Origin of the sequence: Thiomicrorhabdus cannonii (assembly GCF_013391695.1) — a bacterium.
GTDB lineage: Bacteria > Pseudomonadota > Gammaproteobacteria > Thiomicrospirales > Thiomicrospiraceae > Thiomicrorhabdus > Thiomicrorhabdus cannonii.
The window spans coordinates 445,021-460,764 of sequence record NZ_JACBGH010000001.1 but is presented as its reverse complement, the minus strand read 5'-3'; the positions used below and the strand labels follow the sequence as shown (position 1 = coordinate 460,764).

Below are 15,744 nucleotides of genomic sequence, written 5' to 3'. Positions count from 1 at the left end.
AACCCGGCCTGTTGAAAATGTTGAATGGTGTTAAATTCTAATATCCACAAAGGCTTCGTCACGCAGGCGGCGCAACCAGATTTCAAAGGTTTCGTTGGCCTTGCGGATGCGGATGGCTTGAATCGCCTGCTGGCGTTCGCTGTTCTCGTTGGCATCCACCTGACGCACGGCTTCGGTGAAATACAACACCCAGCCTTTTTCGGTGGCAATCGGGGTGGCCATCCGGTTGGGCTGTAATTGGCTCAACTCGCGCTGCAGCGCCGGTGTCAGCTCGTCGGCCACTTTCCAGCCCTGATCCATATTGGCATTCACCTCGGCCGGAATGTCCGCATAGCGGGATTTCAGCGCATTGAACTCCTCAAGTGAGCGAATCTGTTCTAACAACTGGCGGATTTCCAACGGAATGCGGTTTTGGCGGGCAGAGTCGTCCAAAATCAGGAAGCGGTGCAGATGGTATTGGGTAATCATCTGACGCTGCGCATCACGCACCTCTTCGAGCTTGATCAGGTGGAAGCCGCTCGGACTGGAAATCACCTCGCTGACCTGGCCGGGCTGCAAGTTTTTAAGTTCCTTGTCGAAGAAGGTTGGAATCTGCTCCTGTTTAAGCCAGCCCAAGTCGCCTCCGCTTAGCGCTTGGCTACCTTTGGAATAACGCACCGCCATCTGGCTGAAATCCTCGCCGCTGCGGATGCGTGCGGCGATCTCGTTGATCTCTTGCAACGCCGCATCGCGGTCGGCCTGCGTGGCTGATTCGGGCAGGGTGACCAGAATATGGCGCAGGTGGTATTCGGTGCTGCTGCTGTCCAGGCGGTTGCGCTGCAGGTAGTTGTTGATCTCATCGTCGGTGACCATGGTGCGGCTGATGATCTCCTGCTCGCGCACTTTTTGAATCAGCAGCTGGGTTTGCAGTTTGGCGCGGAATTTCATAAAGCCGTCGTTCATTTCGCTGTTGAGGCGGTCACGCAGCTGCGGCAGGGTCATATTGTTCTGGTTGGCGATCTCCAGCAGGCGCTGGTTGATCTCGTCGTCCGATACCGACAGGCCAAGCTGGGCGGCGCGTTGTTTTTGCAGGATTTCCATAATCATATTGTCAAGCACCTGGGCTTGCAGTTCGGCCGGATTGCTGATGGGAATCTGTTTGGCACGCAACTCCTGGGCGGCTTCGATGGTTTTTTGCTGCAGTTCGCTTTGCAGGATGATCTGGTGGTCAACCACCGCGGCAATGCGGTCGATCAGCTGGTCGGCCTGACTCGCCGGCGCGTAAACCAGCAGGGCGGTAAACAGTGCGAAAAACAGCGTGTAAAGTCGCTTGGAAAGAGATGTTGTCATGCGTTGGCCTGTTTTAAGTCATTAAAAGTTGAGTTTGTTGTCCAAGTAGTTTTTAAAGGTGCGGCCGCTGGCGCTCAAGCCTTTGAACTCAATCATAAACTGGACGCTGTAATTATACAGCCCATTTTCGAGTTGTGTTTCTTCCAGCGAGAATTCGGCCGCCCAGCAGCAGTCGTCGTAACGTGCGGCGTATTGCACTTCATTACGCACCTCATGGGTGAAGTCGTAGTTCCAGTAGGTGCCGAGTTCCCAGTTGCGGTTAAGACGCACCGTGCCGCCCAGGCCCAGCGTGGCCTGTTCGTTGGCGGTGTTATTATTGCTTAAGATGTAGTTGAGTAACACCTTATTTTTATCCGACAGCTGCCAGTGCACCCGGCTGTTGGTGTTGACGAGCGCGAGATCGGTTTTGTCGAACTGGCTGGTGGAGCTGAAAGCGAGGTCGCCGCCGGTCATGGCCAGTTTGGCAAAGTAATCCGATTCGGCCGTGGTGTCGAGTACATCATTGCCGAGCGCCACTTTGCGGTCCGCCAGATAATAAATCTGGCCGATACCGGCTTCCAGAAACGGCGCGCCGTCGGCGGTCAGCAGTTTGCTGGTCAGCGCCGCAGAAACCTGCGTGGTGTCGCCGATGCGGTCGTAACCGGAAAAGCGGTTGAGCGCAAACAGGTTGGAAAAGTCCAGACTCTTGGTGGTGGTGTCAAACAACGGCGCTTTGGACTGGTTTGCATAGGGCACATGCAGATACTGCAGCGTCGGTTCCAGGGTCTGCACATAGCGGCTCTCGCCGAACTGCCAGTCGCGTTCAAACACCAGGCCGCCCTGCAGCGCATATTGCATGACGGTGTGCTGAATCTGATTTTCGCCGGTGGTGTTATAGCCGTTGTCGTGCATGGCGTAGTTCAAACCATTGGCGATGGCGGTGGCTTTTAGATGACCCCACGGGCGACGCAGACTGTAGCTGAGTTCGGGCGCCAGGCGCGTGCGCAGCGCCTCGGGTTTTTGCGGGTCGCTCAGCGGAATGTCGAATTCGGTGGCTTCGGTGACGACGTTCAGATTGAGATTGCCGAAACGTTCGCGGTAACGCAGGCCGACTTCCGGGCGTTTCTCGTAGTTGTTGGCCGCATCGCGCAGACGCAGGTAGCTGTATACCTGGGCATAGGCCTGCCAGTTCTGGTCGTTGTAGTCGATGCGCGCCCAACGTGGCGTGGAGGTCACACTTTTGAAGGCGCTCTCCACCGGAATGTCGGCAAAGAAGTTTTCGTCGGAGGTTTCGTGCCAGACGATTTCGCTGCGCAAGTTGGGATTCCACTGCTGGCTGGCCAAGAGTTTGCCGCGCCAGCGCTGTTCGATCTTGTCGCCGTAATAAATATTGCCGCTGTTGTCGACATAGGCCAGACCTTCATCGGCGGTTTTGGCGTCGTTAAGCAGCGTCACGGTGAATTCCGCACTGTGGCGGATGCCGTGCGTATCGAGCAGGTAACGGAATTCGTTTTCGACAATCGGCCCGCGGTTTTCCATATAGAGGACGCTCAACGTATCGTCGTAGTTGGGCGCCAGATTGAAATAGTAGGGCAGTCTGACATAGAAGCTTGAGCGATCTTCGGTGATGGCTTTGTAACCGCCGAATTCGGGAATCAGCAGGCCGCTGGCGCGGTCGTCGAGCGGAAAGTCGAAGTAGGGCGTATAGAACACCGGCACGCCTTTGAAAAACAGCGTGGTGTTGTGGCCGACCACGCGGCGTGTGTGATTGTTGATCTGCAGTTCGTCGAACTCCAACTCCCAGGCAACATGCTCGCCGACTTTGCGTTTTTCGTCCGGTTGTATGCCGTTTTTGAGGTTTTCCAGCGGACAGGTAGTGAGGGTCGCGTTGTCCAGATCGGCGATTTCGCTTTGTTTATCGAGTTGAATGCTTTTGGCTTGGCCGTGGGCGCGGTTCTGCTTGATCTGGTAGCGCGTTTCCTGCAGTTCGGCGGTTTGCGCCTGATTGTCAAGGTGCGCTTCGGTCGCGGTCATCATCACATCGGGACGGTGCAACTGCACCTGACCAAAGGCGTGTGCCTGTTGCTCGGCTTTCTGGTACTGCACCTCGTCGGCCAGCAGCACCGTGCCCGGCTGGGCGATGCGCGCATTGCCGCGCATTTGCAGCACATTGCTGTTGGGCTGGGTCAGCTCGTCGGCTTCCAGATGGGTCGCCTGGTCGTCGCCTTTAAGTGCCGGCACATCGAGCGGCTCGGCGATCCACTGCGGTTGGCAGTTATCGGCTTGGGCGGCAACGCCATAGCAGGCTAAGGCCAGGGCACCGATCAGTTTCGGTAATTTTAAGCGCGGCGCAAAGACACTCCCAAAAAGGGCGGCCTGTTGAGTTTTTACGCGGTTTTGCGCGCGCGCCACAAAAAGTCGATAAAAGCCGGGTTTGAGGTTTGACATCAAGCGTGGAATCATTAATTATTCGTGAATTGCCTATTTTAACCGAGTATTTTTACGATGAATGAAAGATTTCAACTGATGTTGGACTGGCTGCAAAAACTGCCGATGCTGGCGGACAGTCTGTATGACGAACCGCAGCCGGCCTCGAGCGATGCGAGCTTCCGCCGATACTTCCGGCTGGTCATTAAAGACGCCGAGCGCCACGCCGAGGTTAGCGCCGGCCAGACCTTTATTATTATGGACGCGCCGCCTACGCACGAAAACTGCGAGCCGTTCATAGCCGTGTCGGCGCAACTCGCCGAGATGGGCTTGAATGTGCCGAAGGTATTGGCCAAGGATTTAAGCAAGGGCTTTCTGTTGCTGACCGATCTGGGCAATACCACCTATCTGTCGGTGCTGAATTCCGCCGAAGAAAGTGAAGTGGACCGTTTGTATCGCGATGCCCTGCATGCACTGGTGCAGTTGCAGGCCAAAGGCAAGCAAGCCGCGCAGCAGCTGCCGCCTTACGACGCGACCCTGTTGAATAACGAAATGAACCTCTTCAGTGACTGGTTGCTGGGTACCCATCTGGAGCAGCCGCTTTCCACTTTGCAGCAGGACGATTGGCAGAAGGTCAAGGAAGTGTTGGCGGCATCCGCCTTGGCGCAGCCCAAAACCTATGTGCACCGCGACTATCACAGCCGCAACCTGATGATCACCGCCAAAGCCAACCCCGGCATTTTGGATTTTCAGGATGCCGTTTACGGCCCGCTGACCTATGACGCGGTCTCCTTGCTGCGCGACTGTTATATCGCCTGGCCGGCGGAGCAGGTGCGCGAGTGGCAGCGTTTTTACTTTTTGCAGCTGTGTGCCCGCGGTCTGCTGTGTCAGGACGAATGGAACGGTTTTCTGAAAGCGATGGACTATATGGGCATTCAGCGTCACCTCAAAGCCGCGGGGATTTTCGCGCGCCTCGATCACCGCGACGGCAAGGACGGCTATCTGAACGATATTCCGCAGACCTTGCAGTATATCGTTGAGGTGGGTCGCGCTTATCCCGAGATGAAATGGCTGGTGAACCTGATTGAAAGCGCCATGCTGCCGCATCCGCTTTTGCAGAAGAAGGTCGGCTGAGGATGCAAAAACGTACCGTCAAGGCTATGATTTTGGCCGCCGGGCGCGGCAACCGTCTGCGCCCGTTGACCGACTCCCTTCCCAAACCGCTGGTGCCTTTGTGCGGCAAACCGCTGATTGAATATCATATCGAGAAACTTGTGGCGGCTGGGGTGCAGGAGATTGTTATCAATCACGCCTGGCTCGGCGAGCAGATCGAGCAGACGCTTGGCAATGGGGAGCGCTGGGGCATCACCATCCATTATTCGCCGGAGCCGGCAGGCGGGCTGGAAACCGCCGGCGGCATTATCAACGCCTTGCCGCTGCTTGGCGACGCGCCGTTTCTGGTAATCAACGGTGATGTCTACTGCGAATTCGATTTTGCCGAACTGATTCAACAGGCCGGGTCGCTGCAGAATGGGCGTTTGGCACATCTGGTACTCGTTCCCAGTCCCGAATTCAATGCCAAAGGCGATTTCGGCCTGGTGCAAGATGGCGCGCATGATTTACCGCAAAATCCGGCTCAAACAAACTCAACAGGCCGGGTCTTGGCAGAGGGTCAATACACCTTTGCGGGCTTAAGCGTGCTGCACCCCGGCCTGTTCAAAAATATGCAAGCCGGTTTTATCAAACTCGCCCCGATTCTGCGCGACGCCATGCAGACCGGAAAAGTCAGCGGGCAACTGTATGAAGGTCTATGGTCGGATATTGGTACCTTGGAGCGGTTGACGACCATGCAAGCCCAGCTCTGTGCCGAAAGCATAGACTAACGGGAGGCCGCAGATGAATGTCTGGTTTTTATTGGGGCTGGCAATAGTGGTGGAGGTGATTGGCACCACGGCGCTTAAGTTGAGCGACGGTTTCAGTAAACCCTGGCCGGTTTTAGTCGTGGCGCTGTGTTACGGCTTGGCGTTTTATCTGCTGGCACTGACCTTGAAGCAGATTCCGGTGGGGGTCGCCTATGCGATTTGGTCGGGCGCGGGCATTGCCTTGATTACGCTGATCGGCTGGTTGGTATTTGCGCAGAAACTTGACTGGCCAGCACTGCTGGGCATTGCACTGATTATAAGCGGCGTGGTCGTGTTGCAGGTGTTTTCTAAGGTTTCCGGACAATGAGTGGGCTTTGGTTGCCGGGCGCGGTGTTTTTGGCGACCTTGGCGCTGGTGATCTGGCAGCCGCGCGGCTTGCAGATCGGTACCTCGGCGGTGTTGGGGGCGGGCCTGGCGATGCTGTTGGGGCTGGTGAGCCTGGCCGATGTGTGGCAGGTGACGCAGATTGTGTGGGATGCGACCCTGGCGTTTATCGGCATTATCGTCATTTCGATGGTGCTGGACGAGCTCGGATTTTTCGAGTGGGCGGCGATCAAAATGGCGCACTGGTCAAACGGCAACGGCCATCTGATGTTTATCTATACGTTGCTGTTGGGTGCGTTGGTGGCGGCGTTTTTTGCCAATGACGGCGCGGCCTTGATTCTGACACCGATTATTCTGGCCAAAATGCGTCTGTTGCAGCTTAATCTTAAAGCCTTGCTGGCGTTTGCGCTGGCGGCGGGTTTTATCAGTGATGCGGCGAGTCTGCCGTTTGTATTCTCCAATCTGACGAATATTGTCACCGTCAATTACTTTGACATCGGTTTTTGGGAGTACGCCAGCGTCATGTGGCTTCCCAATCTGGTGGCCGTGGCAGTGAGTGTGCTGTTGTTGTGGACGCTGTTTTATCGTGATCTGCCCAAACGAATCGACCTTTCCCAGCTTAAACCGGCGCATAAAGCGATTAAAAACACCGCCATGTTCCGTTGGAGTCTGTTGGTCTTGGCACTGATTTTTATCGGCATGGGCGTGGGCGACGAGTTCGGCTTGCCGATCAGTCTGTTCGCCTTGGGCGGGGCGCTAGTGTTGCTGTGGATGGGGCAGTATTTTGGCACCTGCAAGGTGTGGATGACGTTGAAGATCGCACCTTGGCAGATCGTGTGGTTCAGTGTCGGGCTATATGTGGTGGTATGGGGGCTGAAAAACGCCGGCCTGACCGATTGGCTGGCAGAAAGCGTCGGCGATTTTGCGGCTTGGGGCGTGACGGCGCAGATTGTCGCCACCGGGTTTCTCTCCGCGGTGTTGAGCGCCTTGATGAATAATCTGCCGACGGTCATGCTGATGGATATTGCCATTGCGCAAACCGGGCAGGCCGGGCAGACGGCGTTGGCGTATGCCAATGTCATCGGCAGCAATCTCGGGCCGAAGATGACGCCTTGGGGCTCGTTGGCGACCCTGCTTTGGTTGCACGTGCTGATGCAAAAAGGGGTGGCGATCAGCTGGCAGCGTTATATGGCATACGGTCTGTTGCTGACACCGCCGGTATTGCTGGCAACCTTGTTGGCGCTGGCGTGGTCAATGTGACGCCAAAAAACATCCGCATCAACCAGTTTTTCAGCCGCGCCGGGGCCTGCTCGCGCCGGCAGGCGGACCGCTGGATTGCCGCCGGTCGGGTGCAGGTCAACGGCCAAACCGCCAAGATGGGCATGCTCGTGTCCGAGTCCGATGCGATTTTGCTGGACGGTCAGCGCATTCGGACAGCGGTTGAACCGCTCTATCTGCTTTATCACAAACCGGTGGGCGTGGTCTGCACACATGATGTGACGGTGAAAAACAATCTGGCGGAGGCGCTGGCGTTTCCCGAGCGGGTGTTTGCCGTGGGGCGTTTGGATAAGGATTCCGAAGGCTTGATGCTGCTGACCAATCAGGGCGAGATCGTCAACCGCATTTTGCGGGTGGAAAACGGCCATGCCAAGCGTTATCGGGTGACGGTCGATAAAGCCATCACGCCGGAATTTCTACAGCAGATGGCGCAAGGCGTGCCGATTTTGAATACGGTGACCCGGCCTGCCGAGATTTTCAAGACCGAAGAAAACGTGTTTGAACTGGTGCTTACCCAAGGGCTAAACCGGCAGATTCGGCGCATGTGCAAGGCGTTGGGTTACCGGGTGATGCGTTTGCAGCGGTTGGCGATAGTGCATCTGCAGCTCGGCGATTTGCCGGTTGGGGCTTGGCGTCATCTGAGCGATGGGGAGTTGGCGACGTTGCAGGAGAGTCTGCAGCACTCTCAAAGTTAGATCAGTCATGATAAAGACGATAATCTGCTTAATCTGGAATAACTTTTAAAACGCTTTTGGAGCAGGTTGGCGGGTTTGTTTTTAAAATGAAATCAAACCCAATAAACAACAAGAAACCAAAAGGAAAAGCTATGAGTCACAAACACGAAGCGATGATTGAGAAAATTTATGCTCACCCGATTTCGACCAACCTGGATTGGACGAAAATTCAACATGCTTTGGAACACTACGGTGCGGAAATCGAGATTACCGCTTCCAACCGTGCCAAGATTGTGTTGAACGGCGCAGAGTTTGTCATGAGTCTGCCGCACCACGGTCATGAAATTTCCGATAAGACGGAGATCAGCCAGTTGCGTCATTTTCTGGAAAGCGTGGGCGTCAAACCGCACGCACACTGAGATTTGCGTTATCGCTTCTTTCGCGTAAAAGGCCTGGTTTTCAGGCCTTTTTGCTTTCCGGGGGTCAGACTGTGCGGCGCTGGACCCACCAGGCAAAGGCCGCACCGCTGGCAAACATCAACAACGAGTAAGTCACGGCGGGAATCATCATGGCGGCGTTGCCGATCAAGGTTCCGGCCACCACCAATGCCAAGGTGCCGTTCTGGATGCCCACTTCAAAACCGACGGAAACCGCCTGCGGCTGGGACAGGCGGGCGCGTTTGGCCAACTGATAGCCCAGAATCAGCACGCTGACATTGAGCAGCAGCGTTGCCAACCCGGCCTGTGCAAAAAAGCTCGCCATGTTGGCGGCGTTTTTAAGCACAATCAGGATGATGACCAGCAGCAGAAAAGCGACCGAGAACCATTTGAAAAAGGCTTCGAGTTTGGCGGCCACCTGCGGCCAGCGTGACAGCACAAACATGCCGAGCGCCACCGGAATCACCGTAATCACCAGCAGTTGCACGATGGTTTTCACCAGTGGCAGACTGAATTCGGTGCCGCTGCCCATAAAATAGGTCATGCTCCAAGCGGCCAGCAGCGGGATGGTAAAAGGGGTGATCAGGCTGACCACGGCGGTGAGGGTAATGGACAGCGACACATCGCCTTTGCTCAGGTAGGTGAACATATTGGAGGTGGCGCCGCCGGGCGCCAGCGCGATAATCATCAGCCCCACGGCGATTTCGGCGGGTAACGACAGCGCCACCGCAATCCCGAAAGCCACCAGCGGCAACAGCAGCATCTGCCCGATCAAGCCGATGCCGACCGCTTTGGGGGCCAGTGCGACCCGTTTGAAATCGTCGGGACGGAGTGACAAGCCCATGCCGAACATGATCAGGAACAGGGCGGCGGGCAGGATGAGAGTGGTGAGAATATCGCTGGACATACAGGCTCCGTAGTAGTGACGCGCGAAGTCGTTGAAAGGGGGTGACGTCGCTTAGAGAATGCGGATTTTAACGGAAAGTCTGTGTGTTACGTATAAAAAAACCTTATTTCAGGCTAAGCCGAAATAAGGTAACGGAGGAGAGTACAACCTGATGAGGCGCGGTTTGGCAGAGAGCACACTCCCTGCGCCATGCGCCTGTCTCAGTTGAATGCGTGGCTGTCGCGAACGATGCCGTACACTCGGGCTTTGTCTGCACAAGCGTCCCACGACCAGCAGTTCATCTGGTTTTGGTAGACCTCTACATACAAATTTTGTTGTGCGCGGGCTTTTTCTGCCTGGCTGACTAGGGCGCTGATTTCTTGTTCGTTGCCGTCAAACGTCCAGCTATCCGCTTGGGCCTGCGAGGTGAACATAAGTGCACCGCTCGCGGCGGCGAAGGCTAAGGCGTGCAAAGTGGTTTTCATGGCGACTCCTGGGGATGTGGTCATAAAATTGAAATAAACAAAAATAATGCATAAATAATCAAAATCTATATAAGAGTTTACTTATTTATATTTTCTCTGCAAGTGGTGTTTGTCCCGTTTTATGTTCGCAGGATGGGTTTTGTCATACAGTGTATGTTTAACATGTTGAAATATAAGAATAAAGCTCTGATTTTGGATGTGTTTTTAAAGTATTGAGAAACGCTTGATAAAGTATTGAATTAAGATAAATACGTATCTTTGTAATTGGAAATCATTATCATATCTATCGATTAATAATATCTATGAGTATATTTCATTAATTTATATAAGGGAATGATTATGAATGAGCTGCATTTGCAAAAATGGTATCCCAGACACTGGCTCATGCCTTTGGGTGTGATGGGCATGAGTATCATGATGGTGTTTGTTTTGAATGTATTTGTTCCTCATAAGGGGGCTTTCTTGCCCGCTATGGATCAGGTGTGGCAGCAGGTAGCGGCCGGCGCAGGGCTGATGCCGGTTGTGATTGCAGGCGCTGCGGTACTCTTTTGGGTTCTGTATCTGGTTGGTACTCTGTTGCTGGTGTGGTTCATTTACAAGTCGGTGCAGTTCTTGCGCGCTGGCGCGCATCAGATGTCCGATCGCAATGTGATGGAAACCGCCGGTTGGTTTGGGATGCCTCTGAGTTTGGCGATGTTTGGCAATGTGAGCGGCTTTGCGGTGATTATGCTGCTGGGGTTGGATAGTGCGGCTGACGATATTCTGTGGCCGTTTTGGTTGGTTTACGATGTGGCGATTGCGTTGATGGCGCTTTTTCAGTTGGCGTGGTACCGGGCGTTGCGTAAACAGGCGGATAATCCCGAACACTATTCCATGGTGGTACCGTTTGCCATCGGTTTCATGGGGTTGAATTTGGCCGGTCCGGGTGCCTTGAGTGCCGAGGTGACGGTATCGGCGGTGTCGATGCTGGCGTCCATGCTGTTTATTGCGCTGTCGGTGGCGTTGGTGTGGGAGAAGCGTGCTGCCATAGGTTCCGGCTTGAAGGCATTGGCTTGGGCCATCAAGGGTGGCCAAGTGCGGCTGGCGGAGCGTCAGGAGCAAGTGCGGCAATGGGGGCACATGATGAATCTGGCTACGGCGGTAACAACCTTCAACGTCTGGCAGATTACCACTATCCGTAACTATCTTAATTACAGCGAACAAATGGGCAACTTCGACTTGGCGCTTAAAAACAGTCTGACCTGGGGACTGGTTTTAACCTGGCCGTTGCTGCTGTTGGTGTTGTGGGCGTTTTGGCGCAGTGGTTTTATGGCGCATCTGTTTGATCGCAGCCGCAAATTGATCTTTACATTGGGCTTGATCTGTATGCTGGTGTCTACTTATGTGTTGACCGCATTGTTTACCATGACGGCTGCAAAACTGGGTTGGTTTGCCAAATACGATCTGACATGGAATACCCTTTGGGGCTTGGAAGCGATGCTGGTGGGATTGACCCTGGCCACCGTGAGCATCTTGGTATTCCGCATGTTGCTAAAAGGTAATATGCGCTGCTGGCAAATGCACGAAGTACAGTCGCAACTGCCTCCGCGATAGGGGCTTTCAGCCTTATGGGATGTGAGCTTAAAAGTGATCCTGTCCGGCGCTGGTCAAACCCACCGATGTCCAGTCCTGCATACCGCCGCGGTAGTATTTGATCTTTTGCGGCGGATAACCCAGCTTGAGCAGGGCGTAACGCGCATTTTTGAGGGCATAAGGGGTCATGGCGCAGAAGTGACCGTTGGAATAGGCAATGAGGGTTTTTGCCTTGTCGAAGTTCAGTTCGCCGTTCGCGTTGGAGGTGACGTTGAATTCACGTTCCAGCGTTTCAATAGCCGATAATTCGTTTTTGAAAAGCAACAGCGGGATATTGACCGCACCCGGAATATGCAGGCGTTCATAGGACTGAAAAGGGCGGGTGTCGATCAGGGCAATCGAGTCGTCATGCTGCATTTTCTGCAGATAGTCCAAGAGTTCAAGCTCGCCGATGGTGTCGACTCCGAAAGCGAGTTTGATGGGCTGCAGATATCCCACCGTGGTATTGGTATACAACGGCGTGAGAGTCAGGGTTGGGTCTTGATTGCGTTGAATGAGCCATTTTTCGCCGTGCAATTCCAACGGGATGGCGAGTACGCCAGGCGCAATGAACACCCTGCCCTGAACTGGCCCGGTGTCGGCAGCGGGCAGAGAACACGCAAAGATCAATAGGCTGGTGCCGATGAATGGGATTAAAATCCTTGTCAAGATGGACATGATGACCTCCCTTCTGAAAGGTTCATGTCTTAATTTTAACCGTAATGAGTTTGATTATTAATTGAATTTGTTATTGGGTTTCAACAGGTTATCACGGTTTTTTATGGCAAAGAGGCTCAGTTAAACGCCTCTTTGCCGATCACGGTCAACCCCGCCGAGGTCCAGGCCTGCATGCCGCCGCGATAATATTTGATTTTTTCCGGCGGATACCCCAGTTTTAGCAGTGCAAAAGGGTTGGCTTTTACGGCCGCCGGGGTTTGTCCGCAGTAATGGCCGTTGCAGTAGGCGACGATGGTTTTGGCTTGGCTGAAATCCAGTTCGCCGTTGGCTTTGGTTTTGACGTTAAAGTATTTTTCCAGGGCTTCGATGGCGCCGAGTTCGTTATTGAAGGTGGACATGGGGACATTGATCGAACCCGGAATACGCAGGCGTTCAAACCAGATGGGGGGGCGGGTGTCGACTACTATAATCGAGGCATCGGTTTGCATGCGTTGCAGGTAATCCAACACCTCTAACTCCCCGATTGTTTCGACGCCGGGCGCGAGGTGAAAGGGCTGCAAGGTTCCTACGGTGGTGTTGGTGTACAGGTCGGTCAGGGTGTTTTCAGGGTTCTGGTTGCGCTCAATCACATAGGTTTTGCCTTGCAGATGCAGGGTGATGGATTGGACTCCCTTGTCGATCAGAACAACAGCCGAATCTTCTTCCGCATGGACACCATGCAAGCAACACAAAGCAACAAACAGAGCCATCAGTCTAAGCCATTGCATCAGGAACCTCCTAGGCACAATCTTTGAGTAAAGGCAGGAAACCTTTTGCGTTTTATTATACGCCTGACGGTTAGTGGTATATAGAGGCTTGTTTTGTCAGCAGAAATTTACTCCAGATACTGCGGTTTACCATAGTAATAACCCTGCATGAAGTCGATTCCCATTAACAGCAGACGTTCGGCAATCTGTTGGTCGCTGACGAATTCGGCAACCGTCTTGAAGCCTAAGCCCCGGCCCATTTGGATGATGCCTTCCACGACCATGGCGGTTTTGTCATCGGTGAGGATTTTTTGCACGAGTGAACCGTCGATCTTGATGTAGTCGGCATTGAGGTTGACTAAATAGGAGAAGTTGGAATAGCCGCTGCCAAAGTCATCAATGGCCACTTCAGCACCGTGTCGTTTCACATCGTCAATGAATTCCTTAACGATTTCAAAATCGGATATCGATTCGCTTTCGGTAATTTCAAAAATGATTTTCCCGCCCTGATGTGTGGCCAAATGCAGCAGGACTTCTTCGTGCAATCCGGGGTTTTCAATGTCTTGTATAGAGAGGTTGATGGAAACGCTGTGGCCTTTTTTAGCGGCCATTTGGAAGGCGTTGCGCATGACCGTTTGGGTGATGCGCAGGTAGTGGCGGGTGGGTTTGGCAATTTCCAGAAAACGGCTGGGAGGAATGATTTCGCCGTTCGGTAACTTTAAACGCACCAAGGCTTCGTATTTTGGCGTGCCCGGATCTTTGGGATTAAAGATCGGCTGATAGAGGTTGATAATATGTCCGCTTTGCAGCGCTTGGCGGATGTGTTTGAGCCAATGTAAATGCTCTTGATCGCGCTGCGGTTCTTCCCTGGCGATCGCAATCGTATGCTGGTTGTTCTGTTTGGTGCTCTGCAGGGCGGTTTCTGCCAGCTGCAGAAGATGTTGTTTGCCGTAGCCTACGCCAATTTCAATCTCCAAATCGATCACGCTGTTTTCGATGGGGATTTCATGATCGTGAACGGCGCCGATTATTTTGCGCAGCACTATCATAAACGTTTCCAAAGGCATGGAGTCAAGCGGCAAAAGGGCAAAACGATCGCCGTAGACCCGGTAAAGGATTAAGCGTTCGGTTGCCGCCAGCGCTTCCAGAAAAGAGGCAAAATTCATGAGGATTTTATCGCCTATTTTCAGACCGTAAAAGTCATTGTAGGCTTTGAAGTTCTGGAGGTTGATGAGGGCGAGTTTGTCGGCATTCAGGCGTTTCTTGTCCTCCATCAGTTGCATGCGACTGGGCAGGCCGGTAAGGCTGTCGGTTCGTTCCGCCTCGATTTGACGCTGTATGTGGATTTGCTCGGTGATGTCGTTACTGATTCCCAGATAATGCAAAAGCTCGCCATCTTCTCCATAAATCGGGGCGACGACGGTTTGCACATAATAACTGCTGCCGTTTTTGCAGCGGTTTTTGATTACTCCCTGCCAGATATTGCCTTGCGTAATGGTTTGCCAGAGTTCTGCAAAGACGTCGTCCTGAGTATCCGGGTGGCTGATCATGCGGTGCGTGTGTCCGACTACTTCATGGGCACAATATCCCGTAACTTTCTCAAAGGCATGGTTGACCCTCAGAATCACGCCGTTTGCATCGGTTTCCACCATTATGGAGGCTTGTTCCAGTACCTGTTTGTACTGCTGCTTCAGACTGAGTTGGCTTTGCAGATCATGTGTGGTCTTGTTGACGAGATGCATCAACGATCTCAAGGTGGATTGATGGTTTTCGCCGATTGAATCCATCACCTCCGCTTCGGAAATGGAAACCGGTTTTAGCGGTGCTTCGGAAAGCGCCAGATAGGTGGTGGTGATATTGAGAATATAGTTGTGGCTAGCGGTGTGGAAAAATTCGCCATAGGTAAATAAACCGCTGCAGGCGCGGGCATCACACAGGGCCTCAATTTCATCCTGCATAAGCTCTTTAAGAAACATTTTACGCGCGCTGCAGGAGTACACGTACAAACTTTGCGGCTGTAGCTGGTATTTTAGATGGCAGGCTTTTTGATAGGCCTCATGAATCAGGGTCGAGTCATCCACCGTGCTAAAACGCACCTTGTCGCCGGGTTCAAATGCACCTGCATAGACGAACTCTCCCTGACTATTGGCGTTGATGACGCAGCGCGCAACCGGAATGTTTTCCGTTTCTTTGATAATGGGAAACTGGATGATGTTTTCAGGCAGGTTTTCGGTAACGTTTTTACCCAGATACTCCTGATAGACCTGTTTAACCGGCTTATGATTCAGAGAGATAATCGTATTGTCGCGGGTTGCGGTTACCTCAAAAGTCTGCCCAAGCGGGACCCAGTTGAGCAGATAACCGTTGGCCGCACGTAGTTGCTCTCCATGCAGAAAAGCGATTACCACCCCGTGGGGATACAGGCGGTTCTGGTGAATCACATAGGTTTGAGCCGAATGGGAGGTGTCTGCCGCGTAGCCGCCGGCAACCACCAGCTGCGGCGCAATGGCGGCAAGATCATGTAACAACTGCTGTGCCATGGGATGACCGGCTTCCGCAAAAACGATAGCACAGCGCGTCGTGTCTTTTATGTGGTCTTTTGCGAGTAGATTGGCCTCTGCAGGAACCTTGTCGGGATGGATGAATGTGGTGACCCGGGTGTTTTCAAATAAGGTAAAACTCAGCACCGTCTGTTGATGGGTTATGTGTCCGTTAATGATTTCGCCGCCGCTGCTGGCACCGATAATGTGTATATCAGGGCATTGGCGAATGACGGCATGGAGTATCGATTCAATGGTTGCATGATTCCGCGTGCTGCTGAACACTTGTAACAGCACGTCACCCTGATAGGCAGTGATCATCTCGTCGTGTAGGAACGCATCCAGTTCTGCCTGTGTGGAAAAGAGATGATTGAGTGTTTTCATAGTCTTCTAAATGGCATGAATTCTAATACGGCTAATTACATATA

14 protein-coding genes are annotated in these 15,744 nt (G+C 53.3%); 7 read left to right on the top strand and 7 right to left on the bottom strand.

Going from position 1 to position 15,744, the window contains the following annotated elements:
* Positions 1 to 30: 30 nt before the first annotated feature.
* Together HZ297_RS02235 and HZ297_RS02230 are read right to left on the bottom strand one after the other, a co-directional pair.
* Positions 31 to 1,329, bottom strand: a complete 1,299-nt coding sequence (locus HZ297_RS02235; RefSeq protein WP_178861342.1) for a peptidylprolyl isomerase — start codon at positions 1,327 to 1,329, stop codon at positions 31 to 33.
* A gap of 21 nt (positions 1,330 to 1,350) precedes the next feature.
* The gene (locus HZ297_RS02230; RefSeq protein ID WP_178861341.1) at positions 1,351 to 3,756 is read right to left on the bottom strand and encodes an LPS-assembly protein LptD; all 2,406 of its coding nucleotides are present in this window, start codon (positions 3,754 to 3,756) and stop codon (positions 1,351 to 1,353) included.
* 57 nt (positions 3,757 to 3,813) lie between these two features.
* Between HZ297_RS02230 and HZ297_RS02225 the strand changes: the two genes are divergently transcribed.
* The 6 genes from HZ297_RS02225 (at position 3,814) to HZ297_RS02200 (ending at position 8,352) form a co-directional block, all read left to right on the top strand.
* Positions 3,814 to 4,869: an aminoglycoside phosphotransferase family protein gene (locus HZ297_RS02225; RefSeq protein WP_178861340.1), complete on the top strand. Its 1,056-nt coding sequence runs from the start codon at positions 3,814 to 3,816 to the stop codon at positions 4,867 to 4,869.
* A 2-nt stretch (positions 4,870 to 4,871) separates the two neighbouring features.
* Positions 4,872 to 5,618 carry an N-acetylmuramate alpha-1-phosphate uridylyltransferase MurU gene (gene murU, locus HZ297_RS02220; protein WP_178861339.1) on the top strand — a complete coding sequence of 249 codons (747 nt, stop codon included), beginning with the start codon at positions 4,872 to 4,874 and terminating at the stop codon, positions 5,616 to 5,618.
* A 13-nt stretch (positions 5,619 to 5,631) separates the two neighbouring features.
* On the top strand, positions 5,632 to 5,964 hold the full coding sequence (locus HZ297_RS02215) for an SMR family transporter (protein ID WP_178861338.1): 333 nt from the start codon (positions 5,632 to 5,634) through the stop codon (positions 5,962 to 5,964).
* Entirely contained in the window at positions 5,961 to 7,241 is a 1,281-nt protein-coding gene (locus tag HZ297_RS02210) for an arsenic transporter (RefSeq protein WP_178861337.1), read from the top strand. Before HZ297_RS02215 ends, HZ297_RS02210 begins: the two co-directional genes overlap by 4 nt.
* The gene (locus HZ297_RS02205) at positions 7,238 to 7,954 is read left to right on the top strand and encodes a pseudouridine synthase (RefSeq protein ID WP_343034752.1); all 717 of its coding nucleotides are present in this window, start codon (positions 7,238 to 7,240) and stop codon (positions 7,952 to 7,954) included. The genes HZ297_RS02210 and HZ297_RS02205 overlap by 4 nt, the downstream gene beginning before the upstream one ends.
* 131 nt (positions 7,955 to 8,085) lie before the next feature.
* On the top strand, positions 8,086 to 8,352 hold the full coding sequence (locus HZ297_RS02200; RefSeq protein ID WP_178861336.1) for a hypothetical protein: 267 nt from the start codon (positions 8,086 to 8,088) through the stop codon (positions 8,350 to 8,352).
* 64 nt (positions 8,353 to 8,416) lie between these two features.
* On the opposite strand, the gene HZ297_RS02195 is transcribed toward HZ297_RS02200, so the two are convergent.
* The gene (locus HZ297_RS02195) at positions 8,417 to 9,277 is read right to left on the bottom strand and encodes a bile acid:sodium symporter family protein (protein ID WP_178861335.1); all 861 of its coding nucleotides are present in this window, start codon (positions 9,275 to 9,277) and stop codon (positions 8,417 to 8,419) included.
* A 200-nt stretch (positions 9,278 to 9,477) separates the two neighbouring features.
* Entirely contained in the window at positions 9,478 to 9,741 is a 264-nt protein-coding gene (locus HZ297_RS02190; protein ID WP_178861334.1) for a hypothetical protein, read from the bottom strand.
* A gap of 339 nt (positions 9,742 to 10,080) precedes the next feature.
* Here HZ297_RS02190 and HZ297_RS02185 point away from each other — a divergent pair, with 339 nt between their 5' ends.
* Entirely contained in the window at positions 10,081 to 11,334 is a 1,254-nt protein-coding gene (locus tag HZ297_RS02185; protein WP_178861333.1) for a TsoY family (seleno)protein, read from the top strand.
* A gap of 27 nt (positions 11,335 to 11,361) precedes the next feature.
* On the opposite strand, the gene HZ297_RS02180 is transcribed toward HZ297_RS02185, so the two are convergent.
* The 3 genes from HZ297_RS02180 to HZ297_RS02170 all read right to left on the bottom strand — a co-directional run bounded on the left by HZ297_RS02180 (position 11,362) and on the right by HZ297_RS02170 (position 15,700).
* Positions 11,362 to 12,030 carry a rhodanese-like domain-containing protein gene (locus HZ297_RS02180; protein ID WP_178861332.1) on the bottom strand — a complete coding sequence of 223 codons (669 nt, stop codon included), beginning with the start codon at positions 12,028 to 12,030 and terminating at the stop codon, positions 11,362 to 11,364.
* A gap of 116 nt (positions 12,031 to 12,146) precedes the next feature.
* Positions 12,147 to 12,797: a rhodanese-like domain-containing protein gene (locus HZ297_RS02175; protein ID WP_178861331.1), complete on the bottom strand. Its 651-nt coding sequence runs from the start codon at positions 12,795 to 12,797 to the stop codon at positions 12,147 to 12,149.
* A 107-nt stretch (positions 12,798 to 12,904) separates the two neighbouring features.
* Positions 12,905 to 15,700 carry a bifunctional diguanylate cyclase/phosphodiesterase gene (locus tag HZ297_RS02170; RefSeq protein WP_178861330.1) on the bottom strand — a complete coding sequence of 932 codons (2,796 nt, stop codon included), beginning with the start codon at positions 15,698 to 15,700 and terminating at the stop codon, positions 12,905 to 12,907.
* Positions 15,701 to 15,744 lie beyond the last annotated feature (44 nt).